This is a genomic window from Falcatimonas sp. MSJ-15, assembly GCF_018918265.1.
In the GTDB taxonomy this organism is placed as follows: domain Bacteria; phylum Bacillota; class Clostridia; order Lachnospirales; family Lachnospiraceae; genus Falcatimonas.
Genome location: NZ_JAHLQC010000009.1, coordinates 43,467 through 70,451, shown reverse-complemented (window position 1 = coordinate 70,451; position 26,985 = coordinate 43,467). Strand labels below are relative to the sequence as shown.

Annotated in this window: 20 protein-coding genes and 1 riboswitch; of the genes, 3 read left to right on the top strand and 17 right to left on the bottom strand. The window is 33.7% G+C overall.

Translation table 11 applies throughout. The features are described from left to right. Positions 1 to 10 precede the first annotated feature (10 nt). Positions 11 to 1,498 (bottom strand): UxaA family hydrolase, encoded by a 1,488-nt coding sequence (locus KQI85_RS08545; protein WP_216575674.1) that lies wholly within the window; start codon positions 1,496 to 1,498, stop codon positions 11 to 13. Between the two features lie 14 nt (positions 1,499 to 1,512). Beyond that, a complete protein-coding gene (locus KQI85_RS08540; protein WP_216575673.1) occupies positions 1,513 to 3,006 on the bottom strand; it encodes a tagaturonate reductase in 1,494 nt (497 codons plus the stop codon). 430 nt (positions 3,007 to 3,436) lie between these two features. On the opposite strand from KQI85_RS08540, the gene KQI85_RS08535 reads away from it, so the two are divergent. The 3 genes from KQI85_RS08535 (at position 3,437) to KQI85_RS08525 (ending at position 7,941) form a co-directional block, all read left to right on the top strand. Beyond that, positions 3,437 to 4,438 carry a LacI family DNA-binding transcriptional regulator gene (locus KQI85_RS08535; RefSeq protein ID WP_216575672.1) on the top strand — a complete coding sequence of 334 codons (1,002 nt, stop codon included), beginning with the start codon at positions 3,437 to 3,439 and terminating at the stop codon, positions 4,436 to 4,438. Positions 4,439 to 4,455: 17 nt separating this feature from the next. Beyond that, positions 4,456 to 5,865 (top strand): glucuronate isomerase, encoded by a 1,410-nt coding sequence (uxaC, locus tag KQI85_RS08530; protein WP_216575671.1) that lies wholly within the window; start codon positions 4,456 to 4,458, stop codon positions 5,863 to 5,865. Positions 5,866 to 6,114: 249 nt separating this feature from the next. Next, positions 6,115 to 7,941: a hypothetical protein gene (locus tag KQI85_RS08525; protein ID WP_216575670.1), complete on the top strand. Its 1,827-nt coding sequence runs from the start codon at positions 6,115 to 6,117 to the stop codon at positions 7,939 to 7,941. A 256-nt stretch (positions 7,942 to 8,197) separates the two neighbouring features. On the opposite strand, the gene KQI85_RS08520 is transcribed toward KQI85_RS08525, so the two are convergent. From KQI85_RS08520 to KQI85_RS08450, 15 genes are all read right to left on the bottom strand, one after another. Beyond that, positions 8,198 to 8,644 (bottom strand): GatB/YqeY domain-containing protein, encoded by a 447-nt coding sequence (locus tag KQI85_RS08520; protein ID WP_216575669.1) that lies wholly within the window; start codon positions 8,642 to 8,644, stop codon positions 8,198 to 8,200. Positions 8,645 to 8,684: 40 nt separating this feature from the next. Continuing rightward, positions 8,685 to 10,460: a zinc ribbon domain-containing protein gene (locus KQI85_RS08515; protein WP_216575668.1), complete on the bottom strand. Its 1,776-nt coding sequence runs from the start codon at positions 10,458 to 10,460 to the stop codon at positions 8,685 to 8,687. Next, positions 10,457 to 10,744, bottom strand: coding sequence for a hypothetical protein (locus KQI85_RS08510; protein ID WP_216575667.1), 288 nt, complete (start codon positions 10,742 to 10,744; stop codon positions 10,457 to 10,459). Before KQI85_RS08510 ends, KQI85_RS08515 begins: the two co-directional genes overlap by 4 nt. Positions 10,745 to 10,816: 72 nt before the next feature. Then, a complete protein-coding gene (locus tag KQI85_RS08505; protein WP_216575666.1) occupies positions 10,817 to 11,734 on the bottom strand; it encodes a leucine-rich repeat domain-containing protein in 918 nt (305 codons plus the stop codon). A 76-nt stretch (positions 11,735 to 11,810) separates the two neighbouring features. Beyond that, on the bottom strand, positions 11,811 to 12,284 hold the full coding sequence (ribE, locus tag KQI85_RS08500; RefSeq protein WP_216575665.1) for a 6,7-dimethyl-8-ribityllumazine synthase: 474 nt from the start codon (positions 12,282 to 12,284) through the stop codon (positions 11,811 to 11,813). A gap of 53 nt (positions 12,285 to 12,337) precedes the next feature. Next, a complete protein-coding gene (locus KQI85_RS08495; protein ID WP_253293803.1) occupies positions 12,338 to 13,759 on the bottom strand; it encodes a bifunctional 3,4-dihydroxy-2-butanone-4-phosphate synthase/GTP cyclohydrolase II in 1,422 nt (473 codons plus the stop codon). After that, positions 13,749 to 14,402, bottom strand: coding sequence for a riboflavin synthase (ribE, locus tag KQI85_RS08490; RefSeq protein ID WP_216575740.1), 654 nt, complete (start codon positions 14,400 to 14,402; stop codon positions 13,749 to 13,751). The genes KQI85_RS08495 and ribE (KQI85_RS08490) overlap by 11 nt, the downstream gene beginning before the upstream one ends. Positions 14,403 to 14,407: 5 nt before the next feature. Next, a complete protein-coding gene (ribD, locus tag KQI85_RS08485; protein WP_216575664.1) occupies positions 14,408 to 15,493 on the bottom strand; it encodes a bifunctional diaminohydroxyphosphoribosylaminopyrimidine deaminase/5-amino-6-(5-phosphoribosylamino)uracil reductase RibD in 1,086 nt (361 codons plus the stop codon). A gap of 416 nt (positions 15,494 to 15,909) precedes the next feature. Then, a riboswitch (FMN riboswitch) is annotated at positions 15,910 to 16,024 on the bottom strand. 317 nt (positions 16,025 to 16,341) lie between these two features. Next, on the bottom strand, positions 16,342 to 18,441 hold the full coding sequence (locus KQI85_RS08480) for a beta-galactosidase (protein ID WP_216575663.1): 2,100 nt from the start codon (positions 18,439 to 18,441) through the stop codon (positions 16,342 to 16,344). A gap of 72 nt (positions 18,442 to 18,513) precedes the next feature. Then, entirely contained in the window at positions 18,514 to 19,353 is an 840-nt protein-coding gene (locus KQI85_RS08475) for a sugar ABC transporter permease (RefSeq protein WP_216575662.1), read from the bottom strand. Continuing rightward, on the bottom strand, positions 19,353 to 20,675 hold the full coding sequence (locus KQI85_RS16920) for a carbohydrate ABC transporter permease (RefSeq protein WP_216575661.1): 1,323 nt from the start codon (positions 20,673 to 20,675) through the stop codon (positions 19,353 to 19,355). The genes KQI85_RS08475 and KQI85_RS16920 overlap by 1 nt, the downstream gene beginning before the upstream one ends. A gap of 81 nt (positions 20,676 to 20,756) precedes the next feature. Beyond that, on the bottom strand, positions 20,757 to 22,019 hold the full coding sequence (locus KQI85_RS08465; RefSeq protein WP_216575660.1) for a maltose ABC transporter substrate-binding protein: 1,263 nt from the start codon (positions 22,017 to 22,019) through the stop codon (positions 20,757 to 20,759). Positions 22,020 to 22,048: 29 nt separating this feature from the next. Continuing rightward, on the bottom strand, positions 22,049 to 23,059 hold the full coding sequence (locus tag KQI85_RS08460) for a LacI family DNA-binding transcriptional regulator (protein WP_253293802.1): 1,011 nt from the start codon (positions 23,057 to 23,059) through the stop codon (positions 22,049 to 22,051). A 210-nt stretch (positions 23,060 to 23,269) separates the two neighbouring features. Next, complete coding sequence (locus KQI85_RS08455) at positions 23,270 to 24,931, bottom strand: hypothetical protein (RefSeq protein WP_216575658.1); 1,662 nt, start codon at positions 24,929 to 24,931, stop codon at positions 23,270 to 23,272. A 31-nt stretch (positions 24,932 to 24,962) separates the two neighbouring features. Continuing rightward, a complete protein-coding gene (locus tag KQI85_RS08450) occupies positions 24,963 to 26,891 on the bottom strand; it encodes a zinc ribbon domain-containing protein (protein WP_216575657.1) in 1,929 nt (642 codons plus the stop codon). Positions 26,892 to 26,985 lie beyond the last annotated feature (94 nt).

The window sequence follows — 26,985 nt, the reverse complement described above, 5'->3', positions numbered from 1 at the left end:
GAATCAGCTTTTAGAGTGTTACACCCTGCTTAAAAATTGCAAGATCATGAAATCCTGAGATCTCAGCTTTTACTTTTTTGCCTGATGCCACTTCTAATATATAGTTAAAGAAATCTTTTGAAAGTTCTTCCATAGAGACATCTTCAACTAGTCTTCCTGCATTGTAATCAATCCAGTTTGATTTCTTACCATTAAGATTAGAATTAGTTGAAATCTTAACAGTTGGAACTGGTGATGCAAATGGTGTACCACGTCCTGTTGTGAATAATACAATATGTGCACCGGCACAAGCGAGTGCTGTTGCTGCTACAAGGTCATTACCTGGTGCACTTAAAAGGTTAAGACCTTTTGTCTGTACTGTTTCACCATATTTTAATACACCTCTTACAAGTGAAGAACCTGACTTCTGTGTACAGCCAAGTGACTTGTCTTCAAGTGTTGAGATACCACCTTTTTTGTTACCTGGTGAAGGATTCTCATATATAACAGCATCATGACTCTTGAAATAATTCTTAAAGTCATTAACAAGTGCTACTGTCTTATTAAATAATTCTTCGTTAGCACATCTATCCATAAGTAATGTCTCTGCACCAAACATCTCTGGTACTTCTGTGAGAATTGTTGTTCCACCTTTTGATACAAGAATATCAGAGAATTTACCAACAAGTGGGTTAGCTGTAATTCCTGAAAGTCCGTCAGAACCGCCACATTTAAGTCCAACTACAAGTTCTTTTGCACTTACAGGCTCTCTTGTAAATGCATTTGCGTATGCGAATAAATCTTTTAACTGATTTAAAGATTCTTCGATTTCGTCATCATATTCCTGGCTTACGATGAATTTAACTCTCTGTTCGTCATATTCACCTATATAGTTCTTTAATACATCGATATTACTATTCTCACAGCCAAGTCCGACTACAAGAACTGCACCGGCATTAGGATGATTGATAAGGTCAGCAAGAATTGTTCTTGTATTCTCCTGATCATCATTCATCTGTGAACATCCATATGGATGATTGAATGAATATACATCTTCAACATTAGCATAGTCTTTTAACATCTCTTTTGCTCTATGCTCAATTTCACGAACTACTGAATTAACACATCCTACAGTTGGAATAATCCATATATCATTTCTTACACCAACTTTGCCATTCTTTCTGATATAACCATTGAAGAAAGCTTCTTGTGTTGGCTCTACATCAACGCCTGTTGGATTATATGTATAATCAAGAAGTTCTCCAAGTGCTGTCTTAACATTATGCACATGAATCCATGCACCTGTTTCAATATCCTGTTTTGCAAAACCAATTCTGAAGCCATATTTTATAACCGGTTCTCCTTCTTTAATCGGTCTTAAAGCAAATTTATGTCCCTGTGGAATGTCTTCTGTTGTTACAACCTTTGTGCCGGCAACATCAAGTGATGTTCCCTTTGCAATTGGTTTTAGAGCTACAGCGACATTATCATTTTCATTAATTTTAATAATTTCCTGCATAATAGTCCTCCAGATTATTTTACTAAATCTTCTACTACTGCTCTCATGCCTCTTGTTCTAATATCAGCAATATAAGCTGCAATTGCGTCAACAAGTCCGTCAACCTTTGATAAATCTTCTCCACCGAAGAATTTTGTATTGCTTAAGTATGCTTTTGCGAATTCAGTTGGTTCTTTAGTTGAGTTTTCTTTGAAGAAATCAAGAACAAATCTGTCATCACGGATATTATATTCTTCTCCGTTTCTGTTACCTACAAGGCAATATCCTCCATTAACTTCTCCATCTTTCTGTGTTGAATAGAAGCTCATTAATGCTGCAATTGAGAATGTTAAATATTTTGGTAATTTGCCAAATTTGTTAACATATCCAAGGAATGAAGGCATACAACGTGCTTCCCATTTTGATACTGAGTTTAATGATATATCTAATAATTTATGTTTGATGAATGGATTCTGGAATCTTTCAATTACAGCATCAGCAAATTCTTTACATTCGTCAGCTGGTAATGATAATGTAGGAATTACTTCATCAAATAATGTTTCTTCCATGTATTTTCTAATTGTAGCATCATCCATTGACTGTTTTACAAGGTCATTGCCTGCAAGGAATGAAGCTAATACAAATGATGTATGTGAACCATTTAAGATTCTAACTTTTCTTTCTTTGTATGGGTGATGATCTTTTGTAAATACTACATTAAGACCTGCTTTTTCAAATGGAAGTTCTTTTCTTAACTGATCAAGTTCAAGATTTGAATCACTTTCAATTACCCATAAACCGAATAATTCTGCTGTATCAATAAGCTGATCTTCATATCCGAATTCTTCACATAATGCCGCAGCTTCATCTCTTGGATATCCAGGTACGATTCTATCTACAAGTGTTGGACAGAATGAACATGCTGTATCAATCCAGTTTTTGAATTCATCGCCTAAGTTCCAAAGTTCGATAAACTGCATAATACATTTTTTAAGTTCAATACCATTATCTGCGATCAATTCACAAGGAATCAGGATAATACCTTTATCTTTTGCTCCTTCATATTTCTTAAATCTTTCAAATAAAAGTTTTGTTAATTTACCTGGGTATGTCTTAGGTGGACATGCATTAAAATCATCTGTTTCATCAAATACGATACCTGCTTCTGTTGTATTTGAAACAATAAATCTGAGTGTATCACAAAGACCATACTGTATGTATTTATCATAGTCATCGATTGCTGCAACTGCGTCAACTACTGATGTAATCTGACGAGTAATCTTCTTAGGCTGTCCATTTTCAAATCCTCTTAACTGAAGAGTATACTGACATTCCTGATCATGGAATCTGTCAAGGTTACCGAATTCGATTGGTTTTACAATTACAATGCCACCGTTGAAATCTGTTTTTTCATTAGTTACATCAAATATGTAATCAACGAATGCTCTTAAGAAGTTACCTTCTCCAAACTGAAGAACCTTTACAGGTCTGTCTACTGCTTTTGTAATACTTTTGTTTAATCTTTGCATTTTTCATTTCACCTCATAATTATTTTAGGGCATATTGCCTATTTTTTTAAGTAAAACATGACTTATTCATATTCTACTTGTTATACACTTTAATATGCTTCATATCGTAGTTTCGACTTTTGTAAGTGCTTACATTAGATATTGTACATATAAATTAGCAATAAGTCAATTGCTAATTTTAAATATATTTTTTTTGCACTGCATTTTTATACTGTTTTTATATAAGAAATAAAACTTTTATTAGTTTGCAAAAAAAAATTTTATAGCTTGTTTTTATCTCAATTACAATGTATAATAGTAATTAGGTGTAAGTACTTACAAGTTTCTTACATAGATTATGCACTGTAAGATAAGGTGCTTTATAATCTATCATGTACAGAACTGCTAGATTATATTAACAACTGTACTTATACATGCTGGAGGTGAAATAATGAATATATATGATGTATCAGAAAAGGCTGGTGTATCAATAGCAACCGTTTCACGTGTAATAAACGGTAATTCCAATGTCAGCGAGAAGACACGTCTTAAAGTTCTTGCTGTTATGGAAGAGATTGGTTACACACCCAATGTCTTCGCAAGAGGACTAGGCCTTAACACAATGAAGACTATAGGTATCATGTGTACGGACTCATCTGATATATATCTTGCCAATGCGGTCTACTATCTTGAGAGGGAACTTAGAAATAACGGCTATGATTCAATTCTCTGCTGTACCGGTCCTAATCTGGCGACCAAGAAAAAGTATCTTGATCTGCTTATGTCTAAGCGTGTAGATGCTATTATTCTTGTTGGTTCAAAATATCTTGAACAAAAAGCCGCAGAGAACAATTATATTATCAATGCTGCCAAAGAACTGCCTATAATGCTTGTTAATGGGCATCTTGATGGTCCTAATATATACAGTACATTATGTGATGATGAAGATGCTGTATTTAATGTTACTGACTCTCTTATAAGGAGCGGACGTACTGATATTGTATATCTATACACAAGCACTTCTTATAGTGGTCTTCGCAAAATGGCGGGGTACAAGCGTGCACACTTCGTGCATAATATCACTCCTCAGCCACATTTTATTAAACTTTGTGACAAGAATATCCAATGTGCCAAAGATTCTCTTCTTGATCTTTACTCAATGGGTTCTAAGTTTCAGGCTGTTGTCACATCTGATGATTCCCTTGCTGTAGGTGCAATCAAATTCGCACTGTCTAAGGGTATCAGTATTCCGGATGATCTGTCTATTGTAGGTTATAACAACTCACTGCTATCACTTGCATGTGAACCAGAGCTTACATCAATAGATAGTAAAGTTGAGGCTTTATGCATCACTACTATTAATACATTAATGGGTGTCTTTAATGGCAGTAACGTCCCTAGTAAGACTAATATTTCTGCCGATTTAATCAAAAGAGGCACTACCAATTTTTAATTTTAGGAGGAATAATCATGAAACAGTTCATGGACAAAGATTTCTTATTAACAACAGAAACATCTAAAAAACTCTACCATGATTTTGCATCACAGGTACCAGTTCTTGACTATCATTGTCACATCAATCCAAGAGAAATTGCTGAGGACAGAAAGTTTGAAAACATTACTCAGGTATGGCTTGGCGGCGATCATTACAAATGGCGTCAGATGCGTTCTAACGGTATTGATGAAAAATATATCACTGGAGACGCTACAGACAGAGAAAAATTCCAGAAATGGGCTGAGACACTTGAAAAAGCTATCGGTAACCCATTATATCATTGGAGTCACCTTGAATTACAGAGATACTTCGGTTATACAGGTGTATTAAACGGAGATACAGCTGAAGAAGTATGGAATCTTTGTAATGCCAAATTACAGGAAGACTCTATGAGTGTTCGTAACTTAATCAGACAATCTAATGTTACATTAATCTGTACAACTGATGATCCTATTGATTCACTTGAATGGCACAAAAAGATTGCTGGAGATGATACATTTGATGTTCAGGTATTACCAGCCTGGAGACCTGACAAGGCAATGAATATCGAAAAACCTGATTATGCTGATTATCTTGCAAAATTATCAGATGTAAGTGGTGTTAAAGTTACATCTTTCGCAACTCTTTGTGAAGCATTAAAAGTTCGTCTTGCATTCTTTAATGAGATGGGATGTCGTGTATCAGACCATGCTCTTGAGTATGTTATGTACAAACCAGCTACAGCTGAAGAAATCGAAGCAATCTTTGCCAAGAGATTATCAGGAAATGATATTACTCGTGAAGAAGAATTAAAATTCAAAACTGCTTTCATGACATTCGTTGGACGTGAATATAACAGACTTGGATGGGCTATGCAGCTTCACTATGGATGTAAACGTGATAATAACGTATTCCGTTACAACCAGTTAGGACCAGATACAGGATATGATTGTATTAACAACTTTGCTCCATCTGCTGAAATGGCTGATTTCCTTAATGCTCTTAACTCAACAGATGAACTTCCAAAGACAATCATCTATTCATTAAATCCTTGTGATAATGCAGTTATTGGTACTATTCTTGGATGTTTCCAGGATTCAGCAGCTATCGGCAAGATCCAGCAGGGGGCAGCTTGGTGGTTCAACGATCACAAACAGGGTATGAGAGATCAGATGATTTCACTTGCTAACCTTGGTTTACTTGGTAACTTCATTGGTATGTTAACTGACTCAAGAAGTTTCTTATCATATACAAGACATGAATACTTCAGAAGAATCATGTGTGATTTAATCGGTTCATGGGTTGATAATGGAGAATATCCAGCAGATATGAAAGCTCTTGAAAAGATCGTAAAGGGTATTTCATACTACAATGCTGTTCGTTATTTTGGATTTGATTTAAAATAATAAACCGTTTTACTCTATATAGTTTTTATTTTTAATTTGTGATTTATTAAGGGTGGCTGACTATATATATCTGTTTTTTTGATGATTTTCATCAGGATTTTATATCAGATATTATATAATCAGCCTTTTTATTGTTATTTTATGCATTTTTTGTTCGACAAACATCTCCTAATGTTGTATAATCTACTACGTTGATTTGTAAATAATTGCTATATATTTATAGTAAATAATATATTAAGGGGTAGGAATATGAAAAAATTAGCAAAACAGATTACTGCACTTTTGGTTGTAATACCTATTACAATCTCCGGATGCAGTAGAACTAATAATAACGAATTAGGTGACCGATTATCTTCCATTAATCTTTTTGGTAATAGCAATAATTCTAATGAGGATAATTCTGCGTCTTCACATAAACGTAATAAAAAAGGAACTGATTTTAACAATATGTCATATACTCATACTGATATGACAGAATATAATTCTCTAATCGATGAGATCTCATCACTATGTAATGACAGTGATAATTCTAATCAGGTATTAAAAGATTTTGACAGTATGTATTCTATATATAATTCTATGGATACTAATTGTACTCTTGCATCAATACACAACAGCCTTGATGTAACTGACCAATATTATATAGATGAATATAATTATTCTTATGAGACTTATATGAATATGTATAATAGTCTGATTGATACTGCTGCTATTATTATTAATTCAAATTGTAGTGATGCAGCCCGTGAATATTGGGGAGATGATCTATTCGAATCATTCTCATCAGCTACATCTAACTCCGAAGTAAGTGCTCTTCTTCTTAAAGAAAAAGAGCTTCTCAATCAATATACTGAACTTATATATAATGAAGATGCAACTTCTTCTAACACTAATAATAATTTTGACAACGATAACAATAGCAATGATAATAACATAAATGGTCACGATAATACACCTGGCATACTTGATAACGGTTCTGACGATAACATTTCCGACTATAATGATGAACTAAAGAAAAAATGTGAACTTGTTGGGCCTATATATATTGAACTAATTAATGTTCGTAACAGTATTGCAAAAGCCTATAATTACAAGACTTACGCAGAATATAGTTATGTCAATACATATTATCGTGACTACACTCCAACTGACGTTCTGAATCTATGTAATAGTGTAAAAAGAAAAATTGTTCCTCTTTTTTCAAAAATCTATTCAACTAGAAATCAGGCAGGTTTTGACGAACTTGATTCTTATTTTTCAAAAGTTACTGATCGTAAACTTTTAGAGATGCTTAGTAATTACCTTGGAGATTTTGATGAATCGTTTGTTGAGACTTTTAACTATATGAAAAAATATAATCTTTATGACATTGAAGGCAGAGAGAATAAGGCTTCTGGTGGTTTTACCACTTATATAAATGGTTATTCTTCACCTTTTTTATTTAATAACCCAGATGAAGATTTCTATGATCTTATGTCTCTTGAACATGAATTTGGTCATTTTTATGAATATTACATAACTTCAGGTAATGTAGCTGCAAGTACTGATATATCTGAGATCTATTCACAGGCTCTTGAACTTATGTATACTAATCATTACAGTGATATGTTAAGCGAAAAATACGTATCTTCTGCTATTGATTATACAATTGTTCAAAGACTTGATACAATCATTGAAGGATGCCTTTATGATGAATTTCAGCAAAAAGTCTATTCAATGGAGAATCCGACTGTTGAAAAAATCAACCAGCTATATTGTTCATTATGCAAAGAATATGGTTTAATAGATTCTAATGATCCTATTACTGAAGCATATGACTGGGTTGAAGTCACTCACAATTTTACACAGCCTATGTACTATATCAGTTATGCTATATCAGCTGTACCTGCTTTTGAATTATGGGAGATATCTCTTAAAGATTTTGATAAAGCTGCTGACATATACGTTAATATGGTTACTCAAGGTTCATCTCTAAGTTATACTGAACTTCTTGAAGAAAATAATCTTTTGTCGCCGTTTAACCCTACAATGCTTGACAATCTTGAAAGCACACTAAAAAAACGCTATGGCTTATAATACTTATAAAAATTTATCCCGCTCTTGACAAAGAGCCCATAAAAATAACTGTCCGGCTATCATATATCTGTGATATTGATAATCGGACAGTTGTTTTTTATTAATATTACATAAATATCTAATCAATCTAATTAATTCAATCTAACTAATTCAATTTAATTAATTCAATCTGATTAATATAATCTAATCAATGCAATCTAACTAATTCAATATGATTAATGCAATCTAACTGATTCAATATGAACATTAATTCTACTTATGCAAAGAATCCGGATACAATTGAATTAACAACTTTTCCGTCTGCTTTACCTTTTACAAGTGGCATAAGTTCTTTCATAATCTTGCCTTTATCTTTAGCTTCAGGTTTTTCTATTCCAAGTTTTTCAAGAACTCCCTGTATAACTGCCTTTATCTCGTCTTCAGACATCTCTTTTGGTGCAAATTCCTGATATACAGCTATTCTTAATTTACACTGTTCTATTATCTCTGTTCTGTCTGCTGGTGATGTTTCAAGAGTTTCTTTTGTCTGTTTAATCTCTTTCATTACAATTTCATTTTCTTCATCTTCTGTAAGATCTGCTCTTTTATCAATTGCTTTGTTTTTAAGTGCACTAAGTAACATTGAAAGTGCTTCTTTTCTTTCCTTATCTCCTGATTTCATAGCTTTAATCATCTCAGCTCTTACTAATTCAATTTTTGACATTTTTCATCCTCCTAATTTTATAAATGTATTTTCTCTATATTTAGTTATAATACGGAAGTGAAAATAATTCAACTACATTTTCTTTAATAACTGTTTTTATTTCACTTTCTTTATCATATTGTATTAGTGCTCCGTTAGTCATAAGATAATAGACACTATCATACGTAATAACAGGCATATTAGAATTACTCCTATCAGCATCATTAGTATCATTAAATGTTCCATTATGCCAACTACACTCCAATGCTTGTGTAAGATAGTGTGCTTTCTTTCCATCATAATAATAATATCCTTTATCTGTTCCGCAATAAAATATAGCTTCTGTTCCACTATCGTATACATAGAACAGCTGTACATTTTCATATAATTTTTCCCGTTTTCCATTATTAGTATTATATTTTATAAGATCTGATTCACCATTAATAAAATATATATTTCCATTATTCTGAACCTGAACCGAACATACAGCAAGTGTATTATAATACTTAGATATTGTCTTTTTTTCTGATACATCATATACATCAGTCTGCGTTATTGCTACACACTTACCATTCGGAATATTATATATTTTACTTACTTTTGAATCAAATTCCATCATCTTTTTCTTTTTTCCTGACTCTAGATTATATCTATACATAACATTATTTTCTGTATAATATATATACTTTGAATTTTCTCTTGCTGTCGCATATCCTTGTGTAACTGTATAGCAGTATTCTTCTCTTGCTTCTTTATCTTTAGTATACATTGATGTAACTTCAGCATATATATCATCAGCATTGTCACTTATCTTCTCTCTATTTCCAAATGTATTGTCACGACATGATATCCTATACAATTGTCCATTTTCCTTTAATATATATACATAATTATTGAGTGAATCAAGTAATATACACTTACTTTCACCTATCTCATAACTACAATTAGCATTGCATATCTCAAGATATTTATCGCTTTTAATATTAATCACTGTCCCATTGTTACATATAAGTTTTTCACCATAATTACATTCTATATAATCACTTACTTTTTTTTCATCAACAACTACATAACATGCTGTATATTCAGCATCATATTTAGTTGAGATATTCTTATATTCAAATGTAACAAGTATCTTCTTACCATCTGAGCTAAAATGAAGACCTGCAACTTCAAAACCTTCCGGTGCTTTTACAGTTACGTATGGACTTTTCATATTATACAATTCATAGAATTCTATGTAATCATTAATATAATTATACCTATATGCAAGTTTCATATATGGATATATACAAATATTAGAATTTTTATCATAATATAGCTGATTATTCTTAGTATTAAGAGTTGTAACAACTGTCATTGAATTATCCTTAACACTTAATGACGCCAATCCACTCTTTCTGTCATTATATATAAACTGATATTCATCAGAATTAATGATACTGTCTTTTCCATTGAGTGAATACATATCACCTTTATTTGTTACATAATAGATATTAGAATTTAGGGATTTTTCTTTTAAAAATAATAAGATCATAAATACAAATGAAAGCATAAGCGCTACTACAAGACTAACAGCAACCCTTCTTTGTCTTGTATATAGCGCTGTTTTTTGTTGTTCGTAACATTCTTCGTTGGCAGATAGAAGCATCTCTCTCTCTTCTTTTGTAAGAACTCTTGTCTCATCATTATCTATTCTGGATATATTAATGTCTTTCGTACTATCTTCATCGTCCTCTATATAGTCATCTACAAAATCATTCACTACTTTTCCACATAATGGACAGATAATAGTATCGTCTTCAATAATCTCGCCACAATTGTCACAGAATCTCATTCGTTCATTCGCTCCTTCGCCACATTAATGCTGTTACTCAAATATTTTGCTTTATCATTAGCAATTCGTGCAAGTATAGCTTCTGCACTTTCTTCTGTATCTTCAAGTCCATTTATCATTGCCGATGTACTAACGTTTTTTTCATCTACTATCTCAAGCATTGCATCGACATCTTTGTTAGGGTCTATTCTTGCAATCTGATGTTCTCCATAATCTACACGCTCACGCTTAACTATCGCTGATGCCAACTTTTCTTTAAAATTTCTTTCATCTATCTTATCCACTACAAAACCCCCATTGAATTACATTTTTATACTGATAAGCACAGTATACCTTACAATTTATATCGGTAGTGGTTAATTATTATTTGATATTGTAGTACCTTTTGTATCTCTAAAGGCTTCCTTGCCTATTTTTATATTATCATCAGGCAATGTAATATAGAGATTAACACATCTATAAAAAGCTTTCTCATCAATCATCGTAAGTTCTAGTAACTCTTCAGTATTAACATAACTAAGATTACTACACATGCTAAACGTTCCATATTCTATACGCTGCAGATTCTTAGGAAGTTCTATCGATTCTAATGATGACATCTTAGAAAATGCACCTGCATTAATACTATTAACACTTTGTGGAAGCAAAATCTCTCTTACTGTATCATTTGAAGCAAATGCTTCCTTCGCAATAATCTTAATACCTTCTGGTACTTCTATTCTATCTGTATCTACGTTAACTCCAATTAATATGTCTCTCTTTATAAGAAACTGCTTATCCTTAATTGAATCTTTATACCACTGTGTATTACAAAGTGCATTCTCACCTATCTCCTTAAGATTATCAAGCTCATCTATGTTTATCTTCTGAAGCTTCTCACAGAATTCGAATGCACCATCTTCTATTATCCTTACACTATCAGGTAGTTTTATCTCTTTAAGATTTATAAATGATGAAAACATCTTTGAATCTACTTTTTCAATCTTTGTATTTACTTCTATTTTTTCAATATTTTTTGCAAGTTTTGCATATTCGCTTGCATATAGACTTATTCCTACGACTTTCTTACCAGATATCGTATCTGGAAATACAAGTTCATCTCCAACTTCTGCATTCTTCATAACTCCTGTAATAACAAGTCCTTCACTATTAGACCTTGCTGTGAATATATTAGTCTTATCAGAATCGTTATAACTTATTATCACACATACCATAACTAAAACAGCCACTATTCCCATAACAATTCCTGCCATTTCAAGTGCTTTTTTCTGCATAGTAACCACCCCATATCATTTTTTTCTAATTTTAACACATTTTTTAGTTAATTGATAGAGTTGATTCTATAACCTTTTAAATCTGTTCTAACAGATTAACCATCTCGATTGCAGAAAGTGCACAGTCATAGCCCTTGTTTCCTGCTTTGCTTCCAGCTCTTGCAATTGCCTGTTCGATATTTTCAGTTGTTACAATTCCAAAAAGTACTGGAACACCTGTCTCTAATCCTACCTGTGCTATACCTTTTGACACCTCGTTGCATACATAATCATAGTGTGATGTATCGCCTCGTATCACTGCTCCAACACAGATTACTGCATCATACTTCTTTGAATATGCTAATTTCTTTGCAACTACAGGTATCTCAAATGCTCCTGGTACCCATGCAGCTGTAATATTGTTTTCTTCTACACCATGTCTTACAAGTCCATCCACTGCACCACCAAGAAGTTTATTTACAATTATCTCGTTGAACCTTGATGCAACAATTGCAACTTTCATTCCTTCTTTTGCTACTACTTTTCCTTCTAATAAATTGATTTCTCTCATTATATTTTCCTCTTTTCTTATATTAATTTATTTTAAGGTATACATCGATATTCCTATAATTGTATATTATTAAATATATGTCCCATCTTCTCCTGCTTTGTCTTCATATAAAAAAAATCGAACTTCTGTGGTTTAATCTCGATTGGCACACGTTCATTAATCTTTAGACCAAACTCTTCTAATCCATATACCTTGTCTGGATTGTTGGTCAAAAGACGGATGGATTTCACTCCAAGGTCTGCAAGAATCTGCGCACCTACCCAATATTCACGCAAGTCTGGTGCAAATCCAAGCTTGATGTTGGCTTCCACTGTATCATATCCCTGTTCTTGCAATTCATATGCCTTAAGCTTGTTGATAAGACCTATTCCTCGTCCTTCCTGTCTCATATAAAGAACAATTCCTCTGCCTTCTTTTTCAATCTGCTTAATTGCTGACTCTAACTGTTCTCCACAATCGCATCTGCTTGAACCAAACACATCACCTGTCAGACACTCTGAATGAACTCGACACAGTACATTCTCGCCATCACCGATGTCACCTTTTATGAGAGCAACATGATGTTCCTTCGTTATATCATTTACATAACCAGCAATTCGAAACTCACCATATTTTGTTGGCATCTTTGCCTCTGCCATCTTCTCTACATGCTTTACATGTATTCTTATGTAATCTTGCAAATCCTTTATAGTTATGAATTTAAGATTGTATTTTTTAGCAAGTTTCCAGAGGTTTTTGGTACGCATCATAGTTCCATCATCTTCCATAATCTCACAGCATACTCCACATTCCTTAAGTCCTGCAAGCTTCATCAAATCAACTGTTGCCTCTGTATGCCCATTCCTTACAAGCACACCGCCTTCTCTTGCGACAAGTGGAAAAACATGCCCCGGGTGTCTGAAATCCTCTGGCTTTGAATTCTCATCACAGCATCTCATAATAGTAAAAGCTCTCTCTGCCGCTGATATTCCCGTTGTTGTCTCAACATGGTCTATGGCAATAGTAAATGCAGTGCTATGATTATCTGTATTCTCAGCAACCATCGGTGGAAAGCCAAGTTTTGCTGCCAAATTTGCACTCATTGGTGTACAGATAAGTCCCTTGGCATACGATGCCATAAAATTGATATTTTCCTGTGTCGCAAATTCACCAGCACATATCATATCTCCTTCGTTTTCTCTGTCAGGATCATCTGTTACAAGAATTATTTTTCCTGCTTTAATATCCTCTAGTGCCTCTTCTACTGTATTGTATTTTCTATCTGTATTGTCTTTTCCATCTGCATTATATTTTTCATCTGTATTGTATTCTCTATCTGCATTATGTTTTCCATCTGCATTATATTCTCCATCTGTATTACATTTTCCATCTGCATTATATTCTCCATCTGTATTACATTTTCCATCTGCATTATATTCTTTCTCTGTATTATATTCTCTACCTATCTCCATATTTGCATCCTCTCTATATTCCATATTTTTCAAGCATCTCCATAGTAAGTCCAGATTCTCTCTTTGACTGTGATTCCTGCTTATTTTCCATAAACTTCTTTATATATTTACCAACAATATCATTCTCGAGATTTACAAGACTCCCGACTTTCTTCTGAATAAGTGTTGTCTCCTTCGCTGTATGTGGAATAATTGATACCTGAAAATCACGATCACTGACTGTTGCAACCGTCAGACTTATTCCATCTATACATATCGAGCCTTTTTCTACTATCAAATCCAGAATCTCCTCCGGTACTTTTATAGTCACCCATATGGCATTTTCCTCTTTTGTGTATTTGATAATTGTTCCAGTTCCATCAATATGTCCTGATACAATATGCCCACCGAATCTGCCATTTAAAGCCATCGCTCTCTCAAGGTTTACCATGTCACCTTTGCCAACTTGCGACAAACTGGTTCGCCTCACTGTCTCCGCCATCACATCAGCACTAAAACCATCCGAGTTAATGGATGTCACTGTCAGACATGTTCCATTCACCGCAATACTGTCACCTAACTTAGTCCCCTCAAGGACTTTTCTTGCTTTTATTGTTATACATCCTGATGCTCCATTTATCGCAATGCTTTTTACCACACCAAGTTCTTCTATTATTCCTGTAAAAATATTTCTCACCTTCTTTTCATATATGTAAGAAGCACATCATCTTCTATTCTTTCGATTCCATCAAGGTAAAATTCTAAAGCATCCTTGACTTTCTCTATTCCAGTTCCCTCCACCGGACTTTTGGCTTTGCCTCCGCCAAATATCTTCGGTCCTATGAAAACATCTATCTGATCTATCAGATTGGCATGTAGCAGGCTATCATTCAAAGTTCCTCCACCCTCTACAAGAACACTATCAATTTCCAACTGCCCAAGTCTTTGCATAAGACGAGTCATATCCACTTTCTCCCCTGAAGGAATCACTTCCACACTCACACCATACTCTTGCAATTTGGCAATCTTCTCATCATCAGGATGAACACAGGCTACTATTGTCTTATATTTATCCGCACTCTTTACTATCTGGCTGTCTAATGGGATTCTTAGATTGCTGTCGCAAATAATTCTTATCGGACTCTTAAGCCCCTCTACCCTGACATTTAGCATTGGATCATCTGCAAGCACTGTACCTATTCCTGCCATAATCCCCATATATCTGTGTCGCATATATTGCACTTTCATTCTCGAAGCATCATTTGTTATCCACTTCGAATCTCCTGTCACTGTGGCTATTTTTCCATCTGCAGTCATTGCATACTTGAGCACTACATAGGGCATCTTCGTGGTTATATAATGAAAAAAAACAGGATTAATTCTGTCACATTCTTCTCTTAGATAGTCCTCTATGACCTCTATTCCATGCTCTCTTAAAAAGCGTACGCCCTTTCCTGCCACAAGAGGATTAGGATCTCTTGAACCTATAACAACTCTTGCTATTTTATGCTCCACAATTGCTTCCGTACACGGTGGTGTCTTACCATAATGACAACATGGCTCTAAAGTCACATAAAGTGTCGCACCTTCTGCTGACTCTTTTAAGGATGCAAATGCATTTCTCTCTGCATGAAGCTGACCGCATTTTTCATGATAGCCCTTGCCGATAATCCTATCCTCTTTTACAATCACTGCACCTACAAGAGGATTGGGATTCGTAAAACCAGTTGCACGCTTTGCCAGTTCAATTGCATATCGCATATACTCTTCTTTTATCACATTGCAAAACTCCTTTCATTTTAGCATATCTACAATTTGTCTATTGGAGTTCTTTATTTAATTGTTGAATTGTTCGGGAAATTGATGGAAAATTTGAAATATATGAAAAATTCTCATTCTCACAGGATATCCTGCTCTACACAGGTTGCATCCCTGTGAAGCATTATAATTTGTAAGGAAAATTTTTTTCTTATAAAACTAAAATAAAAAACGCTGAGATAACAATCTCAGCGCAAAATGCAAATATATAATTCACCTGATATACTCTTCAAATTCAAATCTTGTTACAAACCACTAGTCAGCTCTGCTGGCTATTTCATATCATCGGCTTTGTAATCTTATAAAGCATATATCTCGGTCTGAGATATACTATGCTATACTTCAAATTATATATCGCTATAACTCTTATGAATCATATTTCATTTCTTTCATCCAGACTTTACTGTCGGCCCTGGAATCTCACCAAATCATGCCTCTCGGCTCGCGGGCTTTACCGCCGGTAGGGAATCACACCCTGCCCTGAAACGAATTCTATTAAATTAAACTCATCATGACTGCATATACTATACAATCACTAATAATAATTTCCAATTACAGTTTATATTGTAATTATTTCATTCTTATATGTCAATACCAATTAAGGAATTCACTGAAGAATTTATCAATTCTACCAATTTGAGAATTCACTGAAGAATCTACCAATTCTACCAATTTGAGAATTCACTGAAGAATCTACCAATTCTACCAATTTGAAAATTCACTGAAGAATCTACCAATTCTACCAATTTGAAAATTCACTAAAGAATTTATCAATTCTACCAATTTGAGAAATCTACTGAAAAATCATACTACAAGCTGCTAGTATCAAAGCTTATTATGTTAACTCTGTATTCATTCTTAATCTTTACATCAGCAATTTCACAGATTGATTCACCTTTTATCTCTGGCCATTTCTCAAGAAATATTTTTTGGTCTTTCTTAAGTGGATATATTCTTACTTTGAATTCTTCAGGAAATCCATAATATTTCATACTTATATCATATTTGTCTCCAAGATAATAGTTATCACCGACAAATTCATCGTCAATATATAACTCTGCTTTATCACCATAATAAGTAAGTTCAACAAGGGCATCTTCACATTTTGAATAATCTTTAATATGGAATGTATATTCCTCATATTCAGCTTCTTTTGCTGTTAATTCAAAGGATATGTTTGGCTGTTCCATAGCGGATTTATCTTCGCCGGTGAATCTGTATACCGCAAATTCATCTTCATTGTGTGAATATTCATAATTATCAATTTTAAAATCCGGTTTTGGATAAACCTTTAATTTTTTAATTGTTGAATCAATTACTTGTATGGTTGTTTCACAATCTATAACTGGTGACTCTGATATAAATAGATATTCCCTGTCTCTTACGATCTTATAAGCATTAAGTGCATCAGCCCTTGATATCTTTATAATCTCACAATTACTAAGTTCTCCTGTAATCTCTGTATAATCACCTTTTCCATTATCATAGAATATATAAGTTATCTTATCATTATTAAGTTTTAAAAGTGGTGATAATAATGATTTTTTGATAATTGCACTATCACCAATCTTCATATTAACAGGAAAATAGTAATAATCTCTATCCTTAATATCAATTGCAGGGAATGTTATATTCTCGTTGCCAATACTCACTTCTAGGCTGATACCATTATGTTCTGCCATCTCATAGCTTCTCTGATAATTATTAATAAAGACATATCCACTCTCTCCATTATCTCTCACAGATATTCTATAATCCTCCAAATCATCCTGTTTTAAAGGATTCTCTGCTGGCAGATGCACTTGCATATCACAGAATTCATCTTCAAATTCTCTTGCAAAATATGTGAAAAGTTTTATCTCTTTAAATGTATCTGATATCTGACCAAATTCTCTTATCGGTGCTCTAAAGTCATATGAATATATTGGAAGATCATTCCATGAGCCTGTTGCTCTTGACTCTTCTAATATTGAAAGTCTGCCCATTGGATTAGTACCGCCATGATACATATAATATCCTAACAGATTAACTCCACATCCAAGTTTAACCATAGTCATTGCACCAATATCACTTGCTGTTGCAACAGGTCTTCTGTGATGAGTTACCTGAAGTCCTCCTCCAAGTTCTGCTGTTAAGAATGGGAACTTATCAATATCAAAAGTAATTCCTTCTGCGAATCCAAAATCACTTCCAATATTATGGTCATTACGTTCATGCGTAAATATATAATTACCACTTGGTTCTATCTTAGTAATTCTCTGATCCCAAGGTGCTTCACAATATCCACCCATAACCGGAATAAGTCCACCAGTCATAGCTCCACCCCAGCCTGTAGCTGTATATAATGGCACATCAAAACCGGCTTCTTTTGCAAACTTTGTAAGTGTTCTCATATGTTCTTCACCAGCTTCACCTGTAAGACCTCCACAGTGTCCATATTCATTCTCTATCTGAACACCGATTATAGGTCCACCGTCTTTGTGAAGGAAACCGTCTACCTGCTCAAATATCTTATTATAGAAACGTCTGACTTCTTCAAAATATCTATAATCATTAGTTCTTGGCTCATATTCTTTTTTTAACAGCCAATCCGGAAAACCTCCGTTTCTGACTTCAGCATGACTCCAAGGTCCGATTCGCAATATCATCTTAAGTCCAGTTTCTTTTATCGCCTTTACAAATTCATGAAGATTTCTATTACCTGAAAAATCATATTCTTTTTCAATCTCTTCGTGATGAATCCATATTACATAAGTTGATACAACAGATACATTACCTGCTTTCATCTTATATAATTCACTTTTCCAATCTTCACTTTTCACTCTTGAGTAGTGAATCTCTCCCATTACAGGAAACCAGGGTTTTCCATCCCTTGTCAAATATCTGCTATTAAAACCATATTCGCCCATTTACCTATTCTCCTTATTCATAATGCACGAAGATAACACCTCTGCTGCCTTCGTGCATTATAGATTATAATATTATTCCTTAACTGCTGAACCTCCAAGACTTGTAACCATAATCTTCTGTGTTAAAGCAAAGAAGATTACAAATGGTATTGCTACAAGAAGTGCTCCGGCTGCAAAGTTAGTAAATTCATTTTTCTTATCTGTTACAAAATTAAATAAACCTAATGCAAGTGTCTGTTTATTAGATGAACGAAGTACCATCTTAGGGAAGATATAGTCCATCCATGGTGCTGTAAAACTTGATATTCCAAGGAATGTAATAATTGGCTTCGCAATAGGAAGAACTATCTGTCTAAATATTCTAAAGTGGCTTGCTCCATCAATTCTCGCTGCTTCATCAAGACTCTTTGGAATAGTATCAAGATAACTCTTAACCATCCATGTATTATATGGTATGTTACCTGCAAGATATACAAGGATTAATCCCCAAAGAGTATCAAGTCCATTAATTCTTAATAGAATTACATATATAGCCACCATACCTACGAATGATGGAAATATCTGAAGAATAAGCATTGACATCATCATGCTCTTCTTCATTGTGAATCTGAATCTTGAGAATACATATGCCGCAAGTGATGAGACAATAATTGTAAGTCCTGATGTTGCAACTGCGATTATTAATGTATTTTTAAACCATGTTACATATAGTGTATTTTCAAAAAGATTCTTAAAATGTTCTGTTGTTACTCCATTTCCAAAAGGAATTATGCTTAATGAAGCAATTGATGAACCAGGTGCAAATGCCGCACTCACAACATATACAAGTGGATACATAACAAATAATGTTGTTAGTAGTAAAAATGCATATACTACTACTTTATTAATAACTCTGACTACTTTGTTTCCCATTATACTTCACCTTCCTTGTAAGATTTGGTCTTTCTGAACTGCCAGATAGCAAATGGTGCCAATACAATAAATATCATTACAGCAAGAACAGATGCATAGTTGTATTTAAGAAGGTTAACTGTCAGATTGTAAATCCATGTTACAAGAATATCTGTACCACCGGCACTTGTTGATGTTGTATCTGCTACTACAGGATCGCCACCTGTTAAGAAGAAGATTGCACCAAAGTTATTAATATTATGTGTAAATGACATAATTATAAGTGGCATCGTCTGATATAATACAAGTGGTAATGTTATCTTCTTAAAGATATAGAACTTTGATGCGCCATCGATTCTTGCAGCTTCATATACATCTTCTGAAATGGCTGTCATTGTACCTGTTGTTAACATCATAAAATAAGGGAAACCTGCCCATAAGTTGATAAGTACACAGACAAATTTTGCCATTGTCGGATCACTTAACCATGGAATCGGTGAATTAATTAATCCCCATTGCATTAATGTTCTATTCACTACACCAAATGAACCATTTAAAAGGTTTTTCCATACAAGCATACTTACTACTGATGGAACTGCGTATGGTAAAATAAATATTGTTCTAAACACAGGTGCAAACTTAATCTTACTCTCGTGAAGAACAACTGCCATTATCATACCACCAAAATAACATGTTACTGTTGCAAGAATACCCCATACAAGAGTCCAGACTGCAACTCGTCCAAATGCTGCTGTCCATGTGGCATTGCCACCAAACATTGCTGCAAAGTTATCAAATCCAACCCAGTCAACTGTATTATTAGGCGGAATATTATTAGGTGCTGAATAATTAGTAAATGCAACAAGTGCAGAGAATACAAGTGGTACAAGTACAAAAAATACAACAAGTACAACACTTGGTGCAAGTCCCATTATAGGGAATGCTTTTCCTTCAATATTCTTTATTGAATCTTTATTAGATTTAAATTGTTTATTAATACAGAATTCTTTGTATTCCTGTAATGCTCCTCTTACAGAAATTACATATATTGCAACAAATATAGCAACTATTGCAAGTATCATAACGCCGTCAATCAGCATAAATATTGAATTATCTCTTAATTTTACCGGAATATTAGGCTGTGGACTTCCAAGAGTTATCATATCTGTGATTTTTCCAATTATAGATGGTATAAATATCAAGAATAATATTTCCATTAAGGCATATAGAATACCTTTTACATACTGTTTAAAATAAATACTATGGCTAAGACCCATAAAAATAATAGATGTTATTAAGACTTTCTTTTTTGAAGAACCGTCTGTATTTAATTTAGTATTCACAATTTCACCGGCTTTCTCTTTTTTAAAAGTGGCCCTGATTTGCCCAAATCAGGACCACTCATAATCATTCTAAGCTATTAATTATTCTGCTAAGATTGCGTCATTACATTTATCAAGTTCTGTCTTTACGTCTGCTCCATCCCAGATATTAGCACTTGCAGCGTTCATAGCATCCCAGAATTTTGTCATCTGTGGAATTGATGGCATTGGGAATGCATAATCTAACTGTTTTAAGAATCCTTCAATATATGGACTGTCTACATCACAGCTGATTGCTGGAAGTGAACCTGTAAGTTCAAATCTTAATTTTTGCATCTCATCTGTTAACAAGAACTGTGCGAAAGCTTCTGCTTCTGCCTGATGATCTGTATATGCTGATACGAACATAGCTCTTGTTCCTGAGAATGATGCACAAGGTTCATCATTACCTGGAAGACTTGGAAGTGAAGCTACGCCAAAGTTAATTCCGGCTTCTTCAAAGTTAGATACATTCCAAAGTCCTGTGATATATAATGCAACATCACCATTAGCAAAAGCACCGTCACATGTTGCTGTTGCAAGGTCTGCTGATGGAACATCAAGAATATCTCTTAAGCCCTGGAAGAATTTCATACCTTCAATTGAAGCTTCTGAATTAATATTAGTATTCTCTGTATCTGTACCCTCTGCGCCAAATAGACGGTTGTCATCACTTGTTGTGAATATAATTGAGTAATAACCGTCACCTACATTCATCATAAATCCGTATTTTCCACTATTTTTATCATTAAAATCTTTAGCAAATGTCTTTAAATCATCCCATGTTGTTGGAACATCGGCTTCATCAATTAAATCTTTATTATAGAATAATGTATATGTCTCAGCTGAAACCGGATATCCATACATTGTTCCATCATATGTAAGAGCTGATGAACATGATGATAATACTTCGTCTTTTACAGTATCTGCATCAGCTGTTGGTAATACATATCCACCTGATACTAATTCACCTAACTTATCATGTGGTGCTGCAAATAAGTCTGGACCTACACCTGCTGGTCCATCAAGAGCGATCTGTGATGTTGAATCACCAACTTCAACATTAACATATTCTATCTTAATATTTGGATGAAGTTCTGTGAATGCTTCACCAGCCTGCTCTATGAACTTATCAGTACCTAATGTAGATTCCCATACTGTTAATGTAATATCATCTGTTGTTAATTCTCCACTTGCTGAAGAACTGTCATTAGCTTTGTTATCTGCTGAACTGTTGTTATTTGAAGTATCCTTACTCCCGCAACCTGCTACTGTTACGCATCCAAGTACTGCTACTAATGCACTTGCTAAAAATCTCTTTCTCATATTAAATCCTCCTAAATACTTTCTCTTCCTTATTTTGTTGATCCCTTTAGAACAATCTCATAATCAATTAGCGTCATCTCACTGACTTCCTGTCCATTAATCATCTCAATCAGTGTCTTCCCCGCTGCTACGCCAAGTTCCTTTACATTAATCGTTAATGCTGTAACCGGTGGTGTATGATTCTCTAAAGCCGAGCTATTATAGAATGAAGCAACTTTTATATCACCAGGAACACTCACATTAATCTCATCAAGTCTTCTCAAGACCCTTGTGCAAATAAGGTCATCAGAACATATAATGCAGTCGCATCCACTTTTTAAAGCTTTATCAACACTATGAGCTACCTGTGAATCATTTATCACATCGAGGTAGATGCATTCTTTTGATGGTATCATTCCATTTTGCTCACAACCTTTTAAGAATCCATTATACCGGTTACGATTAACTATATGTTCATGGCTTCCACACAGAAAGGCTAACTTTCTGCAACCAGACATAATCATGTAAGATGTTAATTGTGCGCAACCGCTTAAATGATCGCTGTCAATCTTGATTACATTTTTATCGGTGTCATCTCCAATGAGTACATATGATATTCCATTTTCCTTAAGAAACTTCGCTGCAATATCATTAACAAGTGATCTCGTAAGGATTACTCCATCAACCTTGTGATTATTAATTACTCTTTTTAGATAAGTAATATCTGTATCTGTCGTTGTCGTTACAACAACATCATAATCACGACTTGATGCCGCTTCACATATTCCCATTAAGCAGCATTGAAAAAATGGAGTCTCATCTATATTAGCATCAGATGGAATATTAACACATATATTATATGTTCTCTTATCTGCAAGTCCTTTGGCAATTATATTAGGCCTGTAATTATGTTCATTAATGTACTCAAGAACTCTTTCCCTTGTCTTATCGCTAATTCTTCCTTTTCCTGAAATCGCCCTTGATATCGTGGTTGTTGAAAGTCCAAGTTCTCTGGCAACATCATTAATTGTTAATCTTGTATTAGTCTCATTTTCTTTCATGTGTATCTCCTTTACATACACCGCTTTTTGTGCAATCGGTTGTTCATATTTGTATAATATCATTTGTTATCAGTAATGTCAACAACATCTTTTGTCGTTTTTGCTATTATATTTGTGAAATTTTTAACTTTTTTTAGCTGTTTTTACTCTCTCATGCGCAAAAAAATGCGCAAGTCATATTAACTCTGCGCATTTTTTGAGCAATTTTTATCATTTTATTATCAGATATCCCTTTACATCATCTGCTACAGTAATTGAATTACGTGTCTGCATATTATACTCTATAAGTTCATTATGTGAATTAATATAGAACACTCTATTATCATATACTCTTGGCATTGATGTTGAATAATTATATTCGTCAGTTTTATCATTATCTGTTACTGAATATGTCATATAATCTGTTGTAACCGGATAGAATTGCATACTATCACTAATCAGACCTAACTCGCCATCTACAACTGCTGTATAATATGTATCATCAGAATCACTGACATTAAGATTATATATCGTCTTTTCAGTTCTGATAAGTTTTTGACTATCTCCATTCCATATTACACAATCACCAAGCGGATTATTAATCACAAGAATATTACTGCCTTTAATAAATGACATAGTAAGTTCACCTGCTGAAGCTTCCGCATTAACTTTATACTCATATACGTTCTGACCTGTTATTTTATCAATCACAATTATGGTATTATACTGGTTTATGCAAAAATACCTCTCATTCATGATAAGCTTTGTAATTGCAATACTATTATCATATACTTTTTGCATATTATTAATAATATCAAGAAGTATTATTTTATTATTCAAATCTGTATATATAAGCTCTGCTGTATCTTCATCATATATCCATGCATTTCTACATTCAAATGTATCTAGATATCTCTCTACTGTTCCATTTGCGTATGTAATCACATTCATTTTGCTGCTGCTGCGAAATCCTGCAATATGCCTGTCTCTGTCTACAAACGCAAGCGAACATACTTCTGTATTATCTTCGCATAGTCGCATATCTCTGTCTGTACCGTCCGAGCTTACAAGAATAACATTACCATAATTATAATACAAAATACTTCCATCATCTGTTATATCAACCACATAATTATTATAATATGTCACAAGTGCATTATGCATACCATTCTCATACGTTCTTATACATTCACCATCACTATTCATTATATATATAATATCTGTTACATCTGCATAAGTCATCTCATTTTCTTTAGAATAACTTACATTTGTACTGATATCATACGTATAGATATAAAAGTACTGTCCATTTTGCGAGAACTTTACAGTAACATTATTATTACATTCTTCAATAAGTTTTGTCTGTCTGCCATCCTTTTTTACAATTACATTCTGTCTGCCATTATCAGTAACATCCATCTCTACAGTAATCTTAGAACCATCATCATAATTCCTCTGTATTATATTATTCTTATATGATGTAATCTTAATGCTATTATCTCCATCAATATTTCCAATATTAAGCGTATCTGACATATAGACATTATCGCTCCCAGCCTTTTTTAGTTCATTATTATTAGTTATATAATAGAGATTCAGATTGTAATCACTATTGTTGCATTTAAAATCACTCTTCTCCACCAGTTTCTCACTTTGCATCTCTTCTTCCTGTATTTTGTTACTTTGAACTTTTGTATTAGCAGATACAGCTGCAATCCCTATTATGCTTGCACTTGTAAGTATCACACATACAGTCAATATCTTCCCCATAAGATGACTGTTCTTTTTCTTATATCCACTTTTTGACTTTATAGCAACTTTTCTAACCGGAGCACCACATACCGGACAAAATATGTCTTCTTCATGTTTCGCTCCACATCTATCACATATCATGTCAATTCCCCCTGTCATTGTATTTATAGGCTTATCTATGTAATGAATAGAATTCTTTTATATTGCTGGCTAAGACGTCTTCTGTTTTCATGTCCATATCATATACTATCAATTCTCCGCTTTTCTTCTTGTATATGATCTTTCTTCCACATAAAACAGGTTCATTTATCTGTCCGAAGTATGAAAAAGATGCTCCTGAATTCTCTGCAAGCTTCCCATCTGTCGTATTGTAATCTTCTTTGGTAATATTTACTATTCCATCTATCTGGCTGTAATAATATATTCCATTATCCGTTACAATGATTATTCCATTTGATATACCACTATCTGTTTCGTCCACACTTATATCTGCTTTTGAAAAATATGATATTTTATTATTCATAAGTTGTTTTTCTTCACCCGTTGACATATTATAAAATACTATCTCATCATAACTTTTGTCATATATAATAGTATCTTCTTCTATCTCAAACGGAAGTGCTGTCTGCTCAAAGAAACTATATAAAGGTCTTGTTCCTGTATATACAACTGACATATCTGCTTTTTTTATTACCGCAAACTTACTTACCATTCTGTCTGATTGTTTATCATAATCAGAATCTACACCCTGAATCACTATATATTTGTCGCTCTCATAGAACATACTGGCTCGTTCAACTGTAGTCTTCACACTTATGATGTCTCTTGTTGCTACATTAACAAAATCATATTCACCTGAATTTTCCTTACGCACAACTATATATTTGTTATCATTATCACCATTAATTCCTGTTACAAGTCTTCCTCCTTGTGTATCTGGTGCTATATTCTCCGGAGTTATATTGGCTGCTGCTAATATTCCTTTTATATCATAAGCAATAATATTAGACATTGCACTTTTACTATCAACAGTCATAACACTTAATTTGCTTTCAGCTTCAGAATATGTTATGAATGCATTTGCTTTCTCATCATATATGGTACAATCATTCGTACGGCTGCCATATTCACCTGAATAATATATAGCATTAGTTATAATTTGTTTTGATGCATCAACATAACATATACCCTTTGGCGTTGATATAACACATGAACCATCATCATCTACTTTGTATATTTTTCTCTTATCTATATCCGCTTTCTCACTTGTTGGGAGTGTACATGTATATTTTATACTTCCATCTTCATTAACAAGATAGATTGTATCATTGCTCGTCCCATCCTCGCTATTGTCAATTGCATATATAACAACACTTTTTCCGTCATCTGTAGCCATCATCTTAAGATAGAGATATGAAGCCTGTTCTCCTCCTATCTGTGTCACTGTTCCATCACTTGTAGTATATTCAAGTCCCGAAGATGTCAAAGTTGCTGCTCCGATTGTAGCTCCATTAGGAAATTCATATACAGATACATTAGAATCAGTTTTCATTATGCTATTTCTATCTACTGCATCCTGTTCGCTTATCTCTATAACCTGCTCGTCTTCTATTGTATAGTATCTATATCCAGCATCATTATATGTATAAAAAACTGCTATATCATATACAATAGATGCGTTCATAACTTGATCGCATAATACTTCACCATTTGATGCATCAATGACTTCACCATTCGAATTCATATAAAATATTCCTACAGGCAACTGTTTTTTTACTGTATAGTCTTTAGTCTTAACATTCTCTACCATGACTTCATCATTAACTTTTTTAGTCCCATCACTACTATTTTGCTTATCTGTAAGAATTCTCGCTCCTGCCATTATAGCTATCGCCAATGCAACTACCCCTGCAGCCATTGCAGTTTTTTTCTTATTGATATGCTTCTGAGGTTTATCTGAATTCTCAGTTTTAGTATTACTTACTGTATTTTGCACTAATTCACTATCGTTTAACCCAAAATTAACTTTTACCGGAGCCCCGCACTTCGGACAAAAGTTCTCATCGCTATGTGCAAATCCACATTTTTCGCATATATTCATTCTAGTTCCCCCCCTGCTTGCATCTATGTATCTCTTTTCTACTATTATATAATATTATTTTTAGAAAAACCATATAAACTGTTAATATTTTTTG